Genomic DNA, 22,061 nt, shown 5'->3' on the forward strand with positions numbered 1-22,061 from the left:
CTGATTCAGACGCTGATACTGATGCAGATGTTGATACTGATGCTGATTCAGACGCTGATACTGATGCTGACGCTGATACTGATTCTGAAACTGATGCTGATTCAGATGCTGATAATGATGCAGATGCTGATACTGATTCAGATACTGATGCTGATTCTGACGCTGATAATGATGCAGATGCTGATACTGATTCTGACGCGCTTGCTGACTCTGATGCTGATGTTGAAGCAGATTCAGATGCTGATTCTGATGTGCTTGCTGATTCTGATGCAGATGTGCTTGCTGACTCTGATGCAGATTCTGATGTGCTTGCTGATTCAGATGAAGATTTAGAAGCAGATTCTGATTGTGACTCAGATACACTTGCTGATTCAACTTCTGATTGGCTCAATGATGCAGATGCTGATTCAGATGCAGATTTAGAAGCTGATGTTGTATCAGATTCAGATTGTGATGAAGATTGTGACTTAGATGGCACTTCTGACTCAGATTGTGATACAGATTGTGACTTAGAAACAGCCTCTGATTGTGATACAGATTGCGATTTAGACACTACTTCTGATTCTGATTGTGACACAGATTGTGACTTAGAAACGGCCTCTGATTGTGATACAGATTGTGATTTAGACGCTACTTCTGATTGTGACACAGATTGTGACTTAGACGCAACTTCTGATTCTGATGAAGATTGTGATTTAGACACTACTTCTGACTCGGATTGCGAGTTTGATGCAGAGTTTGAGAATGATTGCGATTGAGAAGCAGATTCAGAATCATTCATCTTAACGAAGTAATAGTTCACATCAGTTGAAGGTTTAACCGCTGATGTAATTGAGTAGTTATTTGAGAATGAAGTATAACCCTTCAAATTAGAGTATACTTTTCCGTTTGGAGCTGTAGGATCATTTGCTACAGATCCTTCTGCTTGAATCTCTGGAACTTTACCAGCAATAACGTTGTAACTGTTGTTACCGGCACCCGCAGGTGTCAATGATGTGCTTGGAGCACCTTTGAATGGACGTGGATAAGTGTGTAGAGTTCCATCCATTTGTTTATAAGTATCTGTCTCAGTAGGAGACGACCAACCAGTGATAATGAGTGATTTGCTTCCAGCAGTTTCGTTGACTTCAAGATAGTAGTCACCATTTTTACTGTTTACTTTTGTAACTTTAGTCTCATCAGCCTTCCACTCTTCACCAGCCTTATTAACTTTACTTGTGTAGATGAGTGTGTACTTAGATACATCTTCAGTACCAATATCTGATGTAGCAAAATTGTTCACTTGAGATGGATCAAGGGCGTAGAATTTCGTTACAGTTGAGCCATCAGTATCAACGATTTCAGAAATACGTTTCACGTAGTAGTGGTTTGCTCCACCTTGAAGTTCGACAAGTTTTTGTCCAACAACACCCTTACCGAGAATACCTGATGTTTTTTGAGTTGTATCTGTTGTGGCAGCTACAGGTTTGTAACCAGCAACATCACGATTTCCTGAGGCTGTGAATTGTTGCCCTGCAAGACCTGTTTGAGTATAGCTTGCAAGAACTGTTTCATTTCCAGTTGGTTTGTATGTTTGACCTTCTGTGTACTTGCTACTGTCAACGACTTTATAGTAAGTTGTTTGATCAGCTTTAGCATAAGGAACAGAAGTTTGAACGTTTTGTTTGTCTTCACCTTGGTTACCTGGGTAGTTAGTATCACGGATTTGAAGTGTTTCATACTCAAGGTTAGCATTTACCAATGAGAAGGTAACGTTACCTGGATTAGTTCCGTTAGCAGCTGCGTATGTCAAAGTGTTAGTTACATCAGAGTTATTGTTTGTGATGTAGCTTGGAAGTGAGATATTGCTTTCTCCCGCTTTGATTGTACGAGTGTAAACTTCTGAACCATCAGACTTCTTAACGATACGCAAGTAAACATCTGGGTTAGCTGAAAGGCTACCTGTGATTGCTGAACGGTCTACTGAAAGTGTAGCGTAGTAATCAAAGTTTGTTTTAGCACCAGTAGCGTGGTTTGTTTTAAGGAATTGCCATACACCGAAAGTGAAACGATCAGCGTTTGGATCCAAAGCATAACCAGCTTCATTGAAGGCTGCATCTTCAATCGTTGCACCATTAGCATTTGAAATAACTGGGTTAGTATCTACACTACCAGTAGTGCTTGTTGAGATTGGTGCCAACTGTGCTGAAATAGCTGGAGCACCATTCACTGTTGTGTTACCAGTAAAGCCTGCTGCAGTCAAGGTTGCCATCATGTCATCTACTGACTTGCTCAAGCGTTCGCGTTGGTCTGCGTATGCTTGCGCTGATGCATTGGCATTGATCAAGCTGTTGCTTGCTGTCAATTCAGTTTGAACTTTAGAAATTGCCGCATCAAGTGCTGCTTTCTTCTCTGGAGCCGATACAGTTGCTGAGTAGTCTCCTGCAATCTTGTTCAACAATGCTGCTTCTGAAGTGTTTTGTTCCAAAACAACTTTATCTTCAGCTTTCGCTACTGTTGTAGTAGCTTCTACCCTTGCTTCAGAGCCAGCTGCTACAGTTGATTCGCTTGAAGCTGCTGAAAGTTCTGCTGAACCTTGTTCGCTCAATGAAACTGATAGAGATGCTGATACTTTTACAGATGTTGAGGCAGAAGCGCTAGCTGATTCTGTTGTTGATTGAGATTGAGATTCAGTAGTTGACTCAGTTGTTGATGCTGTTGTTGATTCAGACTGAGATTCTGTTGTTGATGTTGTTCCAAGGACTGTACTTCCTTGTTCTACAAGTGCTTCGCTTGAAAGTTCAGATGCAGTCGCAACGTCTGATCCAGTTTCATCAGCTTTTGCAGTATTTGCTACTGTAGCTGCACCAAGAACAGCCCCTGCTGCTACGATCCCCTTGAGCAAGCCTCGGCTTGTCATTTCCTTCACTGATACTGCGTCTTCACGGACTTCAGCTACAACTGTCTCTTCGACTTGACCACGAATGACTTTCAAAAGACCAAAGTTTGAAGTCGCTGCACGCAACCAGTTTTTACCTGACTTGATCAATTTGAAACGAGTCACTCGATCCGTTTCACGGAATTCACCATTAGAACGTTTAAAAAACATTTCTATCTCCTTATTGCATTTTTTATTTCCCTAACATTATAGACTAATCTGTCGAATTTTGGAAGCAATTATTCTTAATTATTGCTATTTTTTTATAATTTTTGTTTTAAATAGTGATAAAAGCGTTTTCGGTCGTGTCAATTTGTCAAACCGGGGCAATTTTTTGATAAACTCCTATAATACTTTTACTTTAGAGCTAAAACAAAAAGCCCCTTTTAATAGGGACTTTTCTGATAATTATCTGATTTTTTCCAACATATTTTCAATATGCTGGATAGATTTTTCACGTCCAAGTAAATAGATGGTATCTGGCAATTCAGGACCATGCATCTCCCCTGAAACAGCGATACGGATTGGCATAAAGAGATTTTTCCCTTTGATACCAGTTTCCTTTTGGACTGCTTTGATTTGTGGGAAGATATTTTCTACCACAAACTCATCGTCTGACATGGCTTCCAGTTTTGCTTTGAAGGCTTCAAGTACAGTTGGCACGGTTTCACCAGCCATGATTTCTCGCTCAGCTTCTGTCAACTCTGGGAAGTCTGAGAAGAAGAGGTCTGTTAATGGAACGATTTCATCCACTGACTTCATTTGTGGTTTGTAGAGTTCGACCAATTTTTCAGCCTTGTCTGTCAAGCGTCCTGCTGCTTCGAGGAATGGTTTAGCCATTTCAAAGATGGTCGCAAGATCCGCATTCTTGATGTACTCATTGCTCATCCAGTCCATTTTCTTTTGGTCGAAAGCTGCTGGAGACTTGCTGAGACGGTTTTCATCAAAGAGCTTGATGAGTTCGTCACGAGAGAAGATCTCATCTTCCCCACCAGGGTTCCAACCAAGCAAAGCGATGAAGTTAAAGACTGCTTCTGGAAGGTAGCCCTTCTTACGGTAATCTTCGATAAATTGAAGGGTGTTAGTGTCCCGTTTAGACAACTTCTTACCAGTTTCAGAATTGATGATAAGTGTCATATGACCAAACTCAGGTGCTTCCCAACCAAGCGCTTCATAGACCATGAGCTGTTTTGGTGTGTTGGCAATGTGGTCATCTCCACGGATAACGTGAGAGATTTGCATATCGTGGTCATCGATGACAACGGCAAAGTTGTAAGTTGGATAGCCATCTTTCTTTTGGATAACCCAGTCCCCACCGATATTGCCACCTTCAAACTCGATATCTCCTTTGACCATATCATGCCATTTGTAGATACCAGACTCATTCACAGCCAAACGCACAGTTGGAATCACACCTGCTGCTTCACGTTCTGCGATATAAGCTGCTTTTTCTTCTTCGCTCATGCCGAGGTATTCGTTGATGTAGCGAGGTGTTTCACCAGCTGCTTCTTGGCGTTCACGTTCTGCAGCCAACTCTTCTTCTGTCACATAAGACTTGTAGGCTTTTCCTTCAGCCAAGAGTTGGTCGATGTATTTTTGGTAGAGTTCCAAACGCTCAGACTGGCGGTAGTTTTCATGCGTCTCAGGACTTTCATCCCAGTCCATGCCCAACCAACGAAGGTTTTCCAGCTGTGAACGTTCACCGTCTTCTACGTGGCGCTTACGGTCTGTATCTTCGATACGGATGATAAATGTTCCACCATGGTGGCGCGCATACAAGTAGTTAAACAATGCTGTACGAGCATTTCCGATGTGTAGTAGTCCGGTTGGACTTGGTGCATAACGCACACGAATATCTTTTGCCATGTTTCTCTCCTCTTGTCTTGTTCGCTATTTCTAGCTCATTTTTCAATCGTTCCTATTATACCACAAAGAAAGCGGGACTGAAATGAATAAGTGACAATTCCAATTTTTCTTCCTATATATAAAAAAAGAGAGTGGGACAGAAATCGGTCATTCGTTAGAATTCGATTTCGTCGTCCCACCTCCGCACAGTTGAGTAGGGCTGTAAAAGCTAATGAAATCAGCGTAGTAGAGCCCACTCAACCACTGCGTCTTGCTCGACAATCCAAAAACAATTAAGAGGCTAGGACTTTTGTCCCAGCCTCCATATGATGATTGTTTCAATCTTAATAAACGAACACACCCTAAATGCTGTGTGAAAAAGATAAATTCTCTTGTGAGCATCGCTCTCTGCGACAATTTCCTTTTTTCACTTTGCATTTTACGGGCTTTGTATCTTAGTTCAGTCGTTCTTCTAATTCAAAGTCGATTGGCAGGGTTTGTAAAAAGTGTTCCAACTCCCGTTCCCAATAAAACCATTCGTGCTTGCCTGGACTATGGCTATAAGTGACATCCAAGCCCAATTTCTTTAATGCCTTCACTTCATATTGATTAGCTTCATAGAGGAAGTCCTGCTCTCCACACCAGATCCAGAGCTTGGTCTTTTTATCTGAAAACTTCTTGGCAGCAGTCTCAAGTGAGTAGGGACTCGTCGTCCAATCTTTTAGATCCCCAAAGATTCCCTTCCAAAAGGCCGGTTTCTCCAAGTCATTGTTTTCAAAGTCTCTATCGTGAAAACTAAGTGCTCCAGAGAAACTCGCGGCACGAGAGAAACGATTTGTCTTGAGGGCCAAGAGCATAGAGCCGTAGCCTCCCATGGACAGACCTGCAATAAAAGTTTTCTCTCGTTTTTTGGTCATATTCGGGAAGAAGCGTGAAAGAGTCTCTGGCAATTCCTCCGCAATGGCCGTGTAATAGTTGTATCCATACTGGGTATCTGTGTAGAAGCCATTATTGGTATTGGGGAGGACCACGATCAGATTGGTATTTCGCAAAATGCGTTCTACATTGGTCCTCTTCAACCAAGAATGATGATTGCCATTCATCCCGTGCAAAAGATAAAGGACAGGAATGTCCGTATCCGCTGGATCCTCCACGCGCGACGCATCAGGATAAAGGACGGACACGCCCCACTCCATCTTCAAGGCTTCTGAATAATACTCAATCTGCATAACTGCCATTTGATTTCCTCTTTCTACTGTTAAAAACACTCGGCAAGCCTCCGGCCGCCAAGCGTTCCCTTTTCTTCTATTTTATTTCACTTCCATCACGACTGGTAGGATTGCTGGACGGCGTTTGGTTTGTTCAAATAAGAACTTAGACAAGTTGTCACGAACCAGCCCTTTCAACTCACCCCAGTCAAAACTATCTTGTGTCAAATAGTCTTCAACGCTTTGGTTGACCAAGTCGCAACTTTCACGAAGAATATCCCGACTCTTCTTGACGTAGATAAATCCACGGGTATGCACGCGCGCTTTGGAAATAATCTTCTTGTCCTTGCGATTCACCGTAATAGCGACGATGAAGATCCCATCTTCTGACAAGACTTTACGGTCACGAAGGACGATATTGCCCACATCGCCAATGGCATTCCCATCAATCATGACATCTCCAGACGAGACACTTCCCGCAGGAACGAAGTCACCCTTTTCATATTCCATCACGGATCCACGTTTTGGAATAAAGATATTTTCAGGTAGGATACCGACTTCCATCGCCACCCGCGCATGGGCATCCAACTCACGATACTCACCTTGGATTGGGAAGAGATATTTAGGTCGAAGGAGGTTGATCATCAACTGCAAGTCTCGTGCGTTACCGTGACCAGACACGCGCAAGCTTGACGTGATCAATTTAACAATTCCACCAGCTTGGTAAATCATATTTTCCACACGTGCTACCACCGCTTCTTTTGCAATAGACGGTGTAGTGACAATGTAGACCAAGTCCCCATCTTTGATTTCCACATAACGGTGACGGCCGATAGACATCTTGCGCAAACCATTGATCGGCTCACCCATCCGGCCTGTTTCCAAAATGATCAATTCATGATCCTCAAACCGGCTCATTTCTTTCGGTTTGATCAAGAGTTTTTCATTGGCAAGAGACAACTTATTCAAGCGAATGGCTGTTCGAACGATGTTTTCCACATCAAATCCTGTCAAGACCACCCGACGTCCAGTCTCAGCCGCAGCATCAAAGACCTGCTGGATCCGAGAAAGGTTGCTGGCTACCGCCGCCACGATCACACGACCATCCCAGTCTGCAATCGTATCTAAGATGGCATCGCCCACTTCTTGCTCACTGGCAACTTGAATCTTGCTATCCGCATTGGCTGAATCACTCAAGAGGGCAAGCACACCTTCGCGTCCAATCTCAGCTAGGCGAGCAAAGTCTGTCGCGTACGACTCGCTGGCAGTTTGGTCAAATTTAAAGTCTCCTGTGTAGACGATATTGCCCTCAGGAGTGCCAATCACAATCCCGATACTTTCAGGGATGGAGTGGGTTGTTTGAAAGAAAGAGATGACGGCATCACCAAAATCAATCTCAGAATTCTGATCGATGATATGGAAGTCGTTGAATTTCTTGACACTGTCATTACTTTTTACAAAGAGTTTAGCCAACTCAATGGTCAACTCTGTCCCGAATACAGGGACTTTCGCTTCAGCTAGAAGATAAGGCAAGGCTCCAATAGCATCCGCATGACCGTGGGTCAAGAAAACACCCGCAATGCGCTCCTTATTTTCAAAAAGATAGTCCATATTTGGGATGACGACATCCACCCCAAGTTGCTCATTTTCTGGATACTTCAATCCCGCATCCAAGACAAAAATCGATTCGTTCACTTCAGCGACGTAGAGATTTTTCCCATTTTCTCGAACACCGCCAAGAGTGACTAATTTAATACTACTCACTGTTGTCTCCTTTAGTGTAATTTTTTTTAATACTTACGGTCCTTGGTTCCCCAAGTCGAATTACAGCTTTGCAAATACTTGCATATCCACTCTATTATACAATTTTTTTCTATTTTTTTCAAAAAGCTTTCCCACAGCAAAAAAGCCTCCCCATCTAAAGTAGATGAGAAGGCTTCTAGGCGCCTATTTTTAGGGGGAAAAGACCCCTAAAGATGGTAATCTCCCCGCTTATTTTCAATAATCCGCATAGCCGCCTTGATCACATGGAACTTAGCCAACAATTCCTCTAGGCGCTTGCTATTTCGAACGCTCAATTGACCGTTCTTGACTGCTTGAGACAGACGATAAAAGTCATCCAAGTCCGCTCCAATATTTTCAAACAGTTCTTTGGCTTCCTTGAGCCGGTAGCGGTTGACCAAGTGGTGCAAGTCCTTTTTGAAAGAAGTGACATTGTTTTCATGAATGTCCGTATAGACTTCCTCTTCTTCCTTTGGTTCTTGGTAATTAACCGCCTTGAAACAAGTGATGAACTCACGACTTTTGATGTTGCAGACAAAGATGACTCCATCACTAGCTACATAGGCTTCCGTGTTGGCTGGTTGAACCACATCACCATCATAAGGAGAGAGGGAAGGGAGGTGTTGGTTGATCCAGCGGTTCAGGTGCTGATCATCTATGCCAAAGCGCTCAAAAGCCCTTTGCCGAAAATGGTCACGACAACTGTACTCTTGCCCATACGACAATCCCATACTCTCACCCCCTCCTTTGTATCTTTATAAAAATGGCCTCCAGTCTTACGGGACTAGAGGCCTGGTCTGCTTCGCTGACTTGGTGCAATTAACCTATTGGCTAACAAAACAATGTTTATGATGTTGATTTCATTTAATAGTATTTTTGTAAAATACCAGAGGTTTTCTTTGCTTTCCCAAATCTAAATTTATGAGCTTTCGACTGGACGCATTGAAGTTTGAAAACCTTTATAAAAAGCTTCTACCTACTATTTCCACGTTTTCTTATGTCTTCGGACAAGCTAAGCAGGCTTGCCCGACCGTCCAACCGATCCGACACACACGACATAACTGCTCTTTTACGTTAAGAGCATGAACAGCTATCAGCAAAACAGGCCTAAAACGAAGTAACCTAAAAACTATTTCGATAAGGCATTGGAATCAATCCCTTCTTCATCTTTCTATCTATATTATACTCAACCCCCTTAGCGATTGCAAGCGATTCCATCTGAAACTAGTTTCTATTTTTATGCAGTTTTCTTCTGACCTCTTTCTAAGCTTTTTTGTTGTATAAGGCAGTCATTGAAAGGACGACGTATATTTATAAACAGTAGCTTGTGTTTTAGAAAGAGAAAAAGCTAGAGAACAAGCTCTCTAACTTAGCATGTAGACAAGGCACAGTAGCTGATTGAACTCTTCTCTCGCTTGATCAGTTCGGAAGAATCCTAATCAGACTTGTGGGGGTAGGACGACGAAGCGTTCATAAATCATATCGCTTCTGTCCTACTCCCTATTTTCAATGTATCCGCTACGCCCTTTGTATCTTATTAAATGAACACGCCCTAAATGCTGTGTGAAAAAGATAAATTCTCTTGTGAGCACCACTCACTGCAAGAATTTCCTATTTTCACTTTGCATTTTACGGGCTTTGTATCTTATTCTTTCTCAAACAATTCATAGTAGTCTGCGATGGTCATTTGGGCTTTTTCTTCTTGATTGAGATCTTGGACGATATGTCCATCTTTCATAACAATCAAGCGATTGCCATATTTCAAAGCATCTTCCATATGGTGGGTAATCATAAGGGCAGTGAGAGCATCTTGTTTCACAAACTCATCGGTCAAGGTCATCAGAGCCTGACTCGTTTTTGGATCCAAGGCTGCGGTGTGTTCGTCTAAAAGCAAGAGTTCTGGACGTTTCAGTGTAGCCATCAAGAGACTCAAAGCCTGGCGTTGTCCCCCTGAAAGAAATTCAACCGCTGTGTCGATATGATTTTCTAAGCCATTGCCAATCTTAGAAAGAACTGCTTGAAACTCTTCTTTATAGCTTGCCAAGTGGCGCGGAATCAAGCTACGTTTTTCTCCACGAAACTTCGCTACCAAGAGGTTCTCTGCTACTGTCATCCGGGGTGCAGTTCCCATTTTAGGATCTTGAAAAACCCGCGATAGGTATTTGGCTCTCTTTTCTGGAGAGTATGTGGTCACATCTTCCCCAAGAATATAGATCTTTCCACTGCTAACTGGAAGGGTTCCTGCAATCGTATTAAAGAGGGTTGATTTTCCAGCTCCATTGCCCCCCAAAATCGTGATAAAATCATGTTCTCGAATTTCCAAGGAGACATCATCCAGAATGACTTTTTCTTCATTCATTCCATTGCTCACAGACTTGGTTACATTTTTTAATTCTACAATCGCTGTCATTTACTGAGTTTCGCTCCTTTCATGATTTTTTCTTTAAAGGTCGGAATCATCAAACAAATAGCTAGGATCAAGGCACTGAAGATTCGAATATAGCTGGTATTGATGCCAAGGGCAATCACAGCCCAAATCAAAAATTGGTAGGCGATCGATCCGATCGCAATACTGAGCAAGCGCTCTGTCAAGGTGACATTTGAAAAGAGAACCTCTCCAATAATGAGGCTGGCAAGCCCAATAACAATGACACCGATTCCACGCGAAGCATCCGCATAACCTTCTTGCTGGGCCATCAGTGCACCAGATAGAGCAATAATACCGTTTGAAATGACCAAGCCCATCAGTTCCATCCGGTCGGTATTGATCCCAAAACTTCTAGCCATATCTGGATTGTCTCCTGTTGCGATATAAGCCTGACCCAAACGCGTATCCAAGAAGAAAATTAAACCAAACACCACAAGAGTTACAAAAATCAAGCCAATGAGGATCTCATTGAACCCACTGGCAAAAGGAAGAAATTCCTGAATTTTTTTATAACCCAAAAGCCCCAGATTGGCCCGCTGCATCACAAAGAGAATAACCGAGTTACAAGATGTCATCACCAGGATCCCTGACAAGAGTGTGGGGATTTTCCCTTTTGTATAAAGAAGTCCCGTCGCAAGGCCCGCCAAGCATCCTGCTCCAATAGCAGCCAGGGTCGCTATAAGCGGATTGACCCCTTTGGTGATCAAGGTCACCGCCACCGCTCCTCCAAGCGGGAAGGAACCTTCTGTCGTCATATCTGGAAAATCTAAAATTCGGAAGGTCATAAAGATTCCCAATCCTAAAATAGCCCAAATCAAACCTTGTGAAACAATTGAATTAATCATAGTCTCTCCCTTCGATAATAATAGTTTTATTGTAACATAAATATGAAAGAGAACCTACAAGAAATTTCCAACATTTCACATAAACCGTATTCAAAGACTTCAAAAAAACCAAAAGATTAATACCTTCTGGTTTTTTAATGATTGAAGAAAGATATTAGTTTTCTTTTTTCTTTCGAGCAAGACCAAAGCCCGATGCAATCATACCAAACAAGCCAATGCTCATTAGGGTCGTTGCAGATTCTGTACCGGTATTTGGCAACACTTCTTTCACCTCAATAACATCAGATACCGGATTTTCTTCAACCTTTTGCTTCACCATTGGCGCAGGCGTATGATAGCCAATAGTTGGTTTAGGCTCTGCCTTAGGTGTTGGTTTCGATTGTGGTTCCGGTTGTGGTTTCGGTTGCGGCTCTTCTTTTGTAACAAGAATATTATTTTTATGCCATTCCACTGTCGGTTTGATAGTTTCTTTTAGCACAGGATCCTTTTCCAATTCAGGAGCTGTTGGCTTCACCGGTTGTTCTGGAACTTTTGGTTCCACCTTATAAAGTGGGGAAGCTGGTGGAACTGGAACTTCCTTTTCAGCTGGAACATCTTTGATTTCAGGTTTTTCAGGAGCTGTTGGTGCTGTTGGTGCTGTTGGTTTTACTGGCTCTTCTCCTGGATCTTGTGGAAAGGCAACGTTTGAATTGATTGAGAACCAATAGAGGGTTGCTTCATCCGTAGCATTTGCTCCCTTAGCAGTGAACTCAAGATGGCCGTCTTTCAAGATAACTGCACCGCCACCATAGTAGAGATACGGACTTTTTGGATCATCCCATCCCTTAGTTGAACTTGAAGGATCCGCATTAAAAGTTGCACCTTCGTTCATATACTGGTTTTGTTCCTTGGCAAATACTTCCTTTGTAGTTGGATCTTGGTCAACACTAGAGTTTGGCAACTTAATAAACTCTTTATTCCCAATATTTACAGACTCTACGTGAGGTGTATTTTGGTGCTTCATCCGTGGAGTATAGGTCAAAATCCCTGATCCCGCATCAACTGAATATGCACCGACAATATCAGAACTACCCCCAAATTCATAGTCTTCTGTTCCGATAGAATGGCCATTCCCTCCACCTGAAGCATTGACTGTCGTCACATCAAGGACAGTTTCTTCACTGACTGAGAAACCATTCCCATCCCAAGTTGCTTTTTGACTAACGATCTTCAATGGATTGTCAGCATCATTAAAGACTTGAGCGCTACCGAAGTTTGCATAGCCACGCTTCACAGCAACATCTGCTCCGTCAAGACTAGGGTTACTACCATCTGAATAAGGATCCCAAGTTCCACGAACAGTGTTTCCATTGATATCTTTAGCTTCTACAAGGAGGGCGCGAGGTTTGTCATTTTCAACATAAGAAGCTCCATTCCAGTGGTTTAAGGAATTCAAAGCCAAAATGGCATTATAGTTAGCTAAATTAATCAATTGATCATTTTCATCATAAAATTCAACATCAACACCAACTGTGACGGGTTGGTCTGTGTCAGTTGAGCTACCGATTGTCATTGTCACTGCTGGATCATTGTAAATTTGAACGATTCCTCGTCCGTCATTAGATGGCAAGCTTTTCACTTCATACTTGTAGACCACTTTAGCAATACGCTTGATATCACGACCTTCTTTGATAGTAGCCTGGCTAAGACCCTTGTAGGTTACATCGAACTTATCTCCAACTTTGACCACTGCCCATTCGATTTCATTATCCGCATATGGGTTCGTTGTTGTCAAATCTGAATCTTGTAGGTTCTTAGTTTCATACATCTTGGTAGCTTTACCGTCCCCATACAAGCGAGATTGACCTTCTTTTGTCAAATACGTAGTAAGTCCTGTTGTTTGGTGGTAAAGCGTTGTTGTTTCCCCATCTTCCAACTCTTCTGGAAGGAAGGTCAAATCTTGTTTGTACTTCTCAGGGTTTCCTCCACGCTCTTTAACCATCTTATTGAAGGCATCTTTAGCATCATCGTATTGCGCTTTTTTCTTCTTGTATAGTTCATTATCAATCAAGTAAGCTGCTTGCGCTTCATCATAGAGACGCTTTTTCTCCTTGTAGTCAGCCAATTTGATATCGTAAGCCTTTTGGGCTAAATTGTTTTCTGTCTCAACGGCTTGTTTGGCTTTAACAGACTCAATATAAGCTTTAAAAGCCGTTTGGTATTCTTCAAAAGCTTTTTCATAAGCCACTTTTGCAGCCTGATTATCTGCTAGGGCTGCAGCATTTTCAGCCACTGCTTTCTCGTAAGCAGCTTGCTCTTTGTTATAGGTTTCAACTTCCTTGTCATAAGCTGCCTGAGCCGCAGCATTTTTCGCATCTACAACTGCTTTTCCCTTCTCATAAGTTGCTTGATTCGCTGCAACTTCTGCCTTATAGTCTGCTACAATCTTATCAATAGCAATGGCTTGCTTCGCATAATCTTGCTCAGCAGTTTTTTCATCTGCTTGGGTCTTTGCTTCTGTTTCTGTAACTTCAAGTCCAGTAGTCACCGCATCTGTTTTCGCAGTCTCTAAATAATCTGGTACAGCAACTTCTTTAGCCTCAGTTGTCGATTTTGTTGGAGTAGCCGTTGTTGAAGTGACTGCTGTAGTAGCTGAAGCAACTTCATCTGCAGAAACAGATGTAGCTCCTGCTACTGCAATAACCGTAGCTACCGCTACGGAACCAAAAGCGACAGACGTTTTACGCAAGGCATACTTAGTAGTCTTGCTATTTTTAATTAGTGACATATAGTTCCTTCTAACCTCTTTTTCAAATTTATTCTCATCAAAATCAACACATTGAATTTTAATGTCTATTTTGGTAAAGCGATATTAACACTTACCCCCATATGTGTCAATATTATTTTTTAATTTTTTTCACATCTCCATTCAAATTTTGCTTCTTTTTTGACAAAATCCCTTGTTTATAAAAGTATTCTTTTTAATTTTCTTCTATATATGTCAAACGTTTGATATCTAATTTTTGCCAGTTATTTTTTCTAAAAAAAATTTTTTAACTTAATCTAGAGTAATGAAAATAGAATAAATTGCAGAATGTCCTTTAGTAACGAGCTTTCCCCAGTTTTACAACTGATTCTTCTTATTTTGTATTTATCACTAATTTGTATCATTTTTTAGATGCGGGGAAATTTTATGTCAAACGTTTTTTGTTTTTTTATTTTTCCGAACCAAAAACCCTTATTTAGTGCTGTTTTCTAATACTTTTATGAAAACTTCCAATCTCATTTACTTTTTTAAATTGACACTATCTAGTGAAAAGTCGTATACTGGGGTATACAAAATCAACATTTTTTTAAATAATGTTGAACGAACTGCATAGACAGTATTGGGGAGGAAGAAATGAAACAAGCACAAAGCAGTATCTCTGAAAAAGGCCACGGCTATTTTCGCAAACGCAATAAGGCACTAGTCTCTATGATTACTCTTTTCGGAGCCTTGATACTAAGCTCTGTTGCCACGGCTGACGAAATCAATAGCAATCAGACTTCTGAGATCACAGCAAGCAATCAACCAGTAGCAACCACTAGGAGCACACTTACCCCTACTAGTGAAGAAGTTGCAGCTACAGATGCTACACCTTCACCAGCTGAATCAACACCAACAGTGACTACCACTCAAGCAGTCAGTCCTACTCCAGCAACTACTTATAATACCCCAAAAATCACTAACGACGTCACCTTTGATAAAGCAACTTATAAAAGTGGAGAAGATGTTCGGATCTCCATCAACAACCCTGAAGTGGTTACATCTGATGTCACTGTCTCCCATTTGGATCAGATCATTTATGAAAAGAAAAACCTTGAAGGAAATGCACTAACGATTCCAAGTACTGTCTTTTCACCTAATGCTGGATTTATCGTAGATGTCCTTGGTAAGAAAGCAGATGGTTCCCAAGCCTTTCATAAGGCAGCGGGTCTTGCTGTTGAAGATGACTGGACGATCTACCCACGTTATGGGGTAGTTGCCGGCTCAAAAGACAATCACAACTCCATCACCAATGATCAGGTAGAAGGCTACAAGAATAGTATTGACCAATTGGCCAATATGCACATCAACAGCTATTTCTTCTACGATGTCTACAATACACCTGCCAACCCATTCCCAGCAAATGTTGAACGTTTCACTCAAGATTGGGCGACTTTCTTGATTCCAAATAGCGAAACAGATCCTGACAAGCGCAAGTCCTACTTACCTGTCATCGATACAGAAGCAGTCAAAGAGCTGGTGGATCATGTCCATACTACTGGTGCCAAAGCCATGCTCTATAACATGATTTATGCGGTTTCCCTCGAAGAAGGGGTCCCAAATGAAGTGAAAAGTGCCATCGTTCGCAATCTAGAAGACCATTTCAACTTTGGTAAGAAGGGAGATGTCACAGCGACCGATATCCAACAATTTCTCGATCCAGGCGATCCAAATTGGCAAAAATTTATCATTGAAGTCATGACCAAAGCCATGAAAGAAGGCAATTTTGATGGATGGCAAGGGGATACCATGGGTTCTAACTGGGTGGAAAAAGTCAGTGAACCTGGAAAAGGCTTCTCTTTGAGCGAGCACTATCCAGAACTAGCCGTGGCTGCTGCCGAAGCTCTCAAAAAAGAAGGCTATGACTTCATGATCAACGATATCTCCACTGGAGACGCTGATCGACTAGGTAAGACCAATGTCTCTGCTCCTTATGCAGAAGTTTGGGGTGATAGCATTTACTATGACTCTACCTACCAAGCCTTGACTCGCCTCACCGAACGGATGCGTGATTTATACAAGGGAAAATCTCCCATCATCGCAGCCTATACTCACCGTGGTAAAAATGCATCGACCCTCAGCAAAGACAACGAATTGCTGACAGATGCTATTATCGCAGCGAGTGGTGGTTACCATATGACGACTGCAGCCCTCAATACTTCTCAAGATGCCAAAGGTTTTGGGGTGATTCAAGCCGAATGGTATCTCAATCAAAACTTACCGGTCAATGCTGACTTTGCCAATGCAGAATTCAACTACCAAGAATTCATCGTTGCTTATCAAGAACTTCTTCGTGGTCGCGACACCTTGGCGCATGATACTCGTCGGATTGTAGACAATACCAATGTACTGGTGAACGGCAACTTCATCGGATCCAACCTGGATAACGCAGATAGGGTTCAACCTGGAACCATTTATACCATTACAAAAGAAACCAAGATGGGTGATCGAATTGCTCACTTGATCAATTTGGTTGGCATCACTGAAAACAAATGGAACAGTGCTGTGAATACAACCGAAAAACTAACCAATATTCAAGCTTTTGTTCCACTCGGAAAAATCACAAAAGACCAGGCTGAACACGCCAGCATTTACTGGGCCACACCTGATGCTGTTGAAGGAACATATAACATCAACCTCCGGGAAACAAGCGCAAATGTTTATTATGACGGAGGAGCTGGCCAATGGATGGCTGCTATCGATGTTCCTAGTCTAGATGTATGGGATATGCTCTACGTCAAACTCAATGAAGCCGCTCATGTTCTTTATCAAGATAAAAACGGAGTTGAGCTCAAGCGTTCCAGTGACTTGGTTGGGCATACAGGTGAAAAGATCAATTACTCGACAAAAGAAACCATTGCCAACTATTTGAAGAAAGGCTATGAACTAGTAGAGAATGGCTTCGATGCAGACGGACAACCAAACTTTGACCGCGACGCTAACAACACAAATGAAGATGGCGTTCAAGAGTTTATTGTCCGCTTGGCACCAAAAATTGTAGAATTTTCAGAAGCACAACCCATCCAAGCCGGTCAACTTGTCCCAGGAGATAGCGAGGGTCGTGTCTTTCCAACTCCTCTAGCTCCAGCTGGTCAAACAACTGCTGATCTGGATCATTTATCTGAAACAGTGACTCGTACAGTGACCTATGTAACAGAGGACCAGGATGGATCTAACCGCCGGCCTGCAGGAATAGCTGACCATACTGACAGCCTTCATTTCGCTCGCAAAGGAAGCATCAATTTGGTGACAGGCGAGACGAAGCTTGAAGACTGGACAGCTCAAGACGGCACGAGTTTTATAGCTCTCGAAAATCCCGTCAAAAAAGGCTATGTTGTCGTAGCAGAAGAATCGACTGATGCCGTCTCTTCTGATCTGACAAAAGCAGGTCACCATACTGGCATTCATGCTGATGCAGCAGATATCACAGATACGGTCATCTATCGACCAGTTGGTGTCTATAGGATCAGCTATGCCACTGGTAAAGAACCAGCCAATGCTCTTAAAGAGATCACTTATCTAAATGATTCCACAAATCCAACTGCCATCGCATCTCCTACTGCTATCCTACCTTACGTGGAGGAATTAGAGCCAAAAGACGCTAATGGACAAGTCTTAAACCTTGTCGATCCTCTTGACGAGACCAAAGGCTATCTTCTTCCAATCCCTGAGTCTCCAACAGCTGATAACGCTATTTCCTATACCATCACCAAAGGATCTGTCAGAGTACGATTCCTCACTCAGGGAAGTGACACTGATCTGCAAGAGGCGCAAGACCTTGCTACAGAGGTAGATTTCGGTACCAAGTACACCAGTGAGGCACCAACAGAAATCACAAAAGATGGCCTCGTCTACCATCTAGTTGGGCACCGTGCTGATTCTGCGGATCCAAGTGGCACCGTCACGAAAGGAATGAAAACTGTCATCTATGATTACAAGTTAGCTACAGGAACGGTCATCGCGCGATTTGTCATCCAAGATACTAGCACTGAATTGCAAGCAGAGCTTGCTGTTGCAACCAATGTGGACAATGGAACCCCTTACGTCGCTATCGCACCAGATGAAATCTCCTACGACGGCCACATCTACGAACGGATCGGTGCAGCTGAACAAACTGGGAACGTAGAAGTGGGAACAACCATCTTGATCTTTGCCTACAAGGACAAAGAAATCCCTACTCCACAACCATCCCCAGAAACCGAAAAAGAAGAAACAGTTAGCCCTCTTCCTTCCGTGACAAAAGCAAACACAACTGGCGTTCATGAAGAAAAGGGGTCAATACTTCTCTCTAACAAAGAAGAGGAGAAACCTCTTGAAAATATAAGCCAAACAGAGGATCTCCTTGAAGCTGTTCCTAATACTCCCCAAGAAGAAACGCACCTACCTGCAACAGGTGAAAAGACCTCTCACTTAGCCCTACTTGGACTTGGTCTCTTAGCAGGTTTGGCCAGTCTTATCTCTTACAAAAAGAAACAAGATTAGATCCCAAACACAAAGAAACTTCCTATGGAATTCTGTTCCAAGGAAGTTTTTTATATTTATACAAATCATTCGGAATCTATGTCCCGTTTATGAGGGTAACCGACGACAATAAGGGTGTGAAGTTCTTCCACTCCAAACCCTACTGTAATTCCAATTCAAAGTGGCTTCATTCCCCTTGTTGCCGGCAGTTTGAAAGATCAAATTACTTTACTAGTATACTGTTTTCCATATTTTAAGTCAACAAAAATCGGTTGAAACTAGTAACAGAATGAAATAACTAATCGAATAATTTCTGAAACATTTCATAATATATATGCAATTTTTCTAAGTTTTCAACAACAAACAAAGAGGACTTGCTCTTTCGAGCAAAGCCTCTTCCTGTTGGATCTAAAATTGTCACCTCATCAACAAGTTTGTCGATGTCACCTCAATTTTAGTCTTCGCGTTTTTTGCGTTTTGCAAGTCCCGCAAGGCCAACCATACCAAGTGCAGCACCTAACAATGCAGCAGAAGCTGATTGATCTTCACCAGTTTCAGGAAGTGCTGGAGCTGGTGGAGTTGTTGGTGTTGGCGGTGTTGGCGGTGTTGTTGGTGGTGTTGTTGGTGGTGTTGTTGGTGGTGTTGGTGGTGTATTAGGTGGTGTTGTTGGCGGTGTTGGTGGTGTATTAGGCGGTGTTGTTGGTGGTGTTGGCGGAATAACAGTGTTGTTAAACTCTGTATCTTCTGGCAACTGAGTAACAGCCGTCAATACTTTACCGTCTTTATTAATCATAATACCCACAGTAGCAACCATCTTATCGTATTCGATGCTAGAATCTGTGCCACGGATTTCTTCTACATGGTAGAGATGAGTTCCTTCTTCACCACGTTTGAATTCAAGATTTGAGAAGGTGATCTTACCAGCCGCATCATTGGTTACGGTTTCGATCACATTTCCTTTTTCGTCCTTAAGAACGAAGCTGAATTCACCAGCCTTCAATGCCCGACCTTCCAATTTCTTAGTAAATTGGAATTGAACCTTAACTGGAATGTTGACTACACGTTTTTCAGTTGGTTTTTCTGGTTTTTCTACAGACTTCTTAGTTGGATCGTATTGGTGTACGATTTGTGAAGCTGTATTTTCGATATCCACACCCTCTTGAGCAGATTGTTTAATTTCTGCAGGGATTTCAAACTTGTAGTAACGTCCGAAGGCCAACTTAGTTGTGTCGATAACTTGTGTATTTTCTGCGTCTCCAAGTGACTTAGTCAAGTCTGCTTTAGAAGTTGCAGTAATCACACCGTTTTCAACCTTGATATCAAACTTAGCTGTTACATCTTCTCCTGTTACAGAGTCGTATGCCTTAATATCAGCTCCGTTGACAGTCAAGTTTGCACTGTCATATTTATCTGTCACACCAACAGATTGAATATTGTGTGCTTCAGTGAATTTAGTTGTATCCAACCATACTTGGTAGTATACTTTATCACCCTTCTTGAGTGTCTTGGTATTGATATTTTGAGCTTCGTTGTTATCAGTCTTATCAACGTAAGGATTTGCGTTTGTTTCCGCAACTTTATCCTTCAACTCTTTATCATCGTCGAGAAGTTTCACACCTGTAAGATCGAATTTAGATTCGTTCAAGATGTATTTCTCTGGATTGAATTCTGGAGTTTCAGGTGGGCGAACAGTGTTATTGAATTCTTTGTCTGATGGATCCGTTACCTTAGTAAGGAGAGCTTTCGCTGTTCCATCATGAGAAACCTCAACTGTTACAACTGCTTTCATCGTGTCATAAGTAACGGTTGTATCAGTTCCTTTGACTTCTTCTACAGTGTAGTTGTAAGTTCCTTCTTGACCTTTCTTGAATTCAAGAGCTGAGAACTTAACGTTACCAGATGCATCGTTCTTCACAGTTTCAAGAGTATTACCATCTTTATCCTTAAGAACGAAGCTGAATTCGTTAGCTTTAAGCTCACGGCCTTCCAAACGTTTCGTGAAGTTGAATTCTACTGAAACAGGGATGTTCACAACACGTTTTTCAGTTGGTTTGTTTGGTTTCTTCACTGTCTTGCTTGTTGGATCGTATTGATGTACGATTTGAGCCGCAGTGTTTTCAATATCCGCACCACCCTTAACAGTATCTTTCACTGTTGCTGGGATGTCGAACTTGTAGTAACGTCCAAACGCAAACTTAGTTGTGTCGATCACTGGAGTATTTTCTGCGTCTCCAAGTGACTTAGTCAAGTCCGCTTTAGAAGTTGCAGAGATCACACCGTTTTCAACCTTGATATCAAATTTAGCAGTCACATCTTCGCCTGTTACAGAGTCGTAAGCTTTGATGTTTGCAACATTAATGTCAAGTTTGTCTTCTTCGTAGTCATCAGTAACACCAACAGATTGGATGTTGTGCGCTTCAGTGAACTTAGTTGTATCCAACCATACTTGGTAAACAACCTTATCGCCACGTTTCACTGTCTTAGTATTGATGTTAGCTGCTTCATTATTGTCAGCCTTATCAGCGTAAGGATTTGCGTTTGTTTCCGCAACCTTGTCTGCCAATTCTTTATCATCATCAAGAAGTGATTTACCAGTAAGGTCGAATTTCTCAGCGTTCAAGATGTATTTCTCTGGGTTGAACTCTGGAGTTTCTGGAGGAGTCACCTTGTTGTTAAATTCTTTGTCCGCAATGTCGCCAACTTTCGCGATCAGAACTTTAGCTGTTCCGTCGTGTGAAACAGTGACTGTTACATTCGCTTTCATAGTATCGTATGTAACGGTTGCGTCGCTTCCTTTAACTTCTTCTACAGTGTAGTTGTGAACGCCTTCTTGACCTTTCTTGAACTCAAGTTTAGAGAACTTAACGTTACCTGAGGCATCGTTCTTAACAGTTTCAAGAGTCTTACCTTCTGAATCTTTAAGCACGAAGCTGAATTCATTGGCTTTAAGCTCACGGCCTTCCATACGTTTAGTAAAGTTGAATTCCACTTCAACTGGTACGCTGTTTACACGTTTTTCAGTTGGTTTGTTTGGTTTTTCAACTTTCTTAGTAGTTGGGTTGTAGTAGTTTACAACTTGAGCCGCAGTGTTTTCGATGTCTACTCCGCCTTTAACGTCAGCTTTCACTGTAGCTGGGATATCAAACTTGTAGTAACGTCCGAATTCGAATTTAGTTGTGTCGATGACTTGTGTGTTTTCCGCATCGCCAAGTGACTTAGTAAAGCCATCTTTAAGGGTTGCAGTGATCACACCGTTGTTCACAGTGATATCGAATTTAGCTGTTACATCCGCACCAGTCTTACCATCATAAGCTTTGATTTCTGAACCATCAACATCAACTTTAGCCTCATCGTAGTCATCTGAGATTCCTACTGATTGGATGTTGTCCTTGTTAGCTGCGTCAAATTTAGTTGTATCCAACCATACTTGGTAAACAAGTTTTTGACCTGGTTTAACTGATTTAGTATTGATATTCGCTGCTTCGTTATTAGATGCGTCGTCCGCATATGGGTTCGCATTGGTATCTGCGACCTTGTTTGCCAACTCTTTATCATCATCTAATAATGAAGTTCCAGTCAAATCAAATTCTTTTTCGTTTAGAACATATTTTTCTGGATTGAATTCTGGAGTTTCTGGAGGAGTCACACGGTTGTTAAATTCTTTATCCGCAATGTCGCCTACAGTCGCGATCAGAACTTTAGCAGTACCATCGTGTTTCACTGTAACTGTTACATTCGCTTTCATTGTGTCGTATGTAACGGTTGCGTCGCTTCCTTTAACTTCTTCTAC

10 protein-coding genes are annotated in these 22,061 nt (G+C 42.1%); 1 reads left to right on the forward strand and 9 read right to left on the reverse strand.

Annotated elements, in window-relative coordinates; translation table 11 throughout:
- The 8 genes from HMPREF9186_RS05345 to HMPREF9186_RS05380 form a co-directional block, all read right to left on the reverse strand.
- On the reverse strand, positions 1-3,088 hold a 3,088-nt coding region (locus HMPREF9186_RS05345), incomplete at its 3' end, for an accessory Sec-dependent serine-rich glycoprotein adhesin (RefSeq protein WP_009731782.1).
- Between the two features lie 237 nt (positions 3,089-3,325).
- A complete protein-coding gene (gene gltX / locus HMPREF9186_RS05350; protein WP_009731783.1) occupies positions 3,326-4,783 on the reverse strand; it encodes a glutamate--tRNA ligase in 1,458 nt (485 codons plus the stop codon).
- A gap of 434 nt (positions 4,784-5,217) precedes the next feature.
- Complete coding sequence (locus tag HMPREF9186_RS05355; protein ID WP_009731784.1) at positions 5,218-6,000, reverse strand: alpha/beta hydrolase; 783 nt, start codon at positions 5,998-6,000, stop codon at positions 5,218-5,220.
- A gap of 72 nt (positions 6,001-6,072) precedes the next feature.
- Entirely contained in the window at positions 6,073-7,734 is a 1,662-nt protein-coding gene (locus HMPREF9186_RS05360; protein ID WP_009731785.1) for a ribonuclease J, read from the reverse strand.
- 206 nt (positions 7,735-7,940) lie between these two features.
- Positions 7,941-8,483: a hypothetical protein gene (locus tag HMPREF9186_RS05365; protein ID WP_009731786.1), complete on the reverse strand. Its 543-nt coding sequence runs from the start codon at positions 8,481-8,483 to the stop codon at positions 7,941-7,943.
- A 914-nt stretch (positions 8,484-9,397) separates the two neighbouring features.
- On the reverse strand, positions 9,398-10,162 hold the full coding sequence (locus HMPREF9186_RS05370) for an ABC transporter ATP-binding protein (RefSeq protein WP_009731787.1): 765 nt from the start codon (positions 10,160-10,162) through the stop codon (positions 9,398-9,400).
- The gene (locus HMPREF9186_RS05375; protein WP_009731788.1) at positions 10,159-11,025 is read right to left on the reverse strand and encodes an ABC transporter permease; all 867 of its coding nucleotides are present in this window, start codon (positions 11,023-11,025) and stop codon (positions 10,159-10,161) included. The genes HMPREF9186_RS05370 and HMPREF9186_RS05375 overlap by 4 nt, the downstream gene beginning before the upstream one ends.
- 154 nt (positions 11,026-11,179) lie before the next feature.
- A complete protein-coding gene (locus tag HMPREF9186_RS05380; protein ID WP_009731789.1) occupies positions 11,180-13,792 on the reverse strand; it encodes a GbpC/Spa domain-containing protein in 2,613 nt (870 codons plus the stop codon).
- A gap of 612 nt (positions 13,793-14,404) precedes the next feature.
- Between HMPREF9186_RS05380 and HMPREF9186_RS05385 the strand changes: the two genes are divergently transcribed.
- Positions 14,405-18,292 carry a glycoside hydrolase family 66 protein gene (locus HMPREF9186_RS05385; protein ID WP_009731790.1) on the forward strand — a complete coding sequence of 1,296 codons (3,888 nt, stop codon included), beginning with the start codon at positions 14,405-14,407 and terminating at the stop codon, positions 18,290-18,292.
- Positions 18,293-18,725: 433 nt separating this feature from the next.
- On the opposite strand, the gene HMPREF9186_RS05390 is transcribed toward HMPREF9186_RS05385, so the two are convergent.
- The coding region (locus HMPREF9186_RS05390; RefSeq protein WP_009731791.1) for an SspB-related isopeptide-forming adhesin at positions 18,726-22,061 on the reverse strand (3,336 nt) is incomplete at its 5' end.

Source organism: Streptococcus sp. F0442, assembly GCF_000314795.2.
In the GTDB taxonomy this organism is placed as follows: domain Bacteria; phylum Bacillota; class Bacilli; order Lactobacillales; family Streptococcaceae; genus Streptococcus.

Bases quoted from the DNA above. Each gene is read 5' to 3' on its own strand.
- HMPREF9186_RS05375 (WP_009731788.1), bottom strand. From the start codon at position 11,025: ATGATTAATTCAATTGTTTCACAAGGTTTGATTTGGGCTATTTTAGGA.
- gltX (WP_009731783.1), bottom strand. From the start codon at position 4,783: ATGGCAAAAGATATTCGTGTGCGTTATGCACCAAGTCCAACCGGACTA.
- HMPREF9186_RS05380 (WP_009731789.1), bottom strand. From the start codon at position 13,792: ATGTCACTAATTAAAAATAGCAAGACTACTAAGTATGCCTTGCGTAAA.
- HMPREF9186_RS05385 (WP_009731790.1), top strand. From the start codon at position 14,405: ATGAAACAAGCACAAAGCAGTATCTCTGAAAAAGGCCACGGCTATTTT.
- HMPREF9186_RS05370 (WP_009731787.1), bottom strand. From the start codon at position 10,162: ATGACAGCGATTGTAGAATTAAAAAATGTAACCAAGTCTGTGAGCAAT.
- HMPREF9186_RS05355 (WP_009731784.1), bottom strand. From the start codon at position 6,000: ATGGCAGTTATGCAGATTGAGTATTATTCAGAAGCCTTGAAGATGGAG.
- HMPREF9186_RS05365 (WP_009731786.1), bottom strand. From the start codon at position 8,483: ATGGGATTGTCGTATGGGCAAGAGTACAGTTGTCGTGACCATTTTCGG.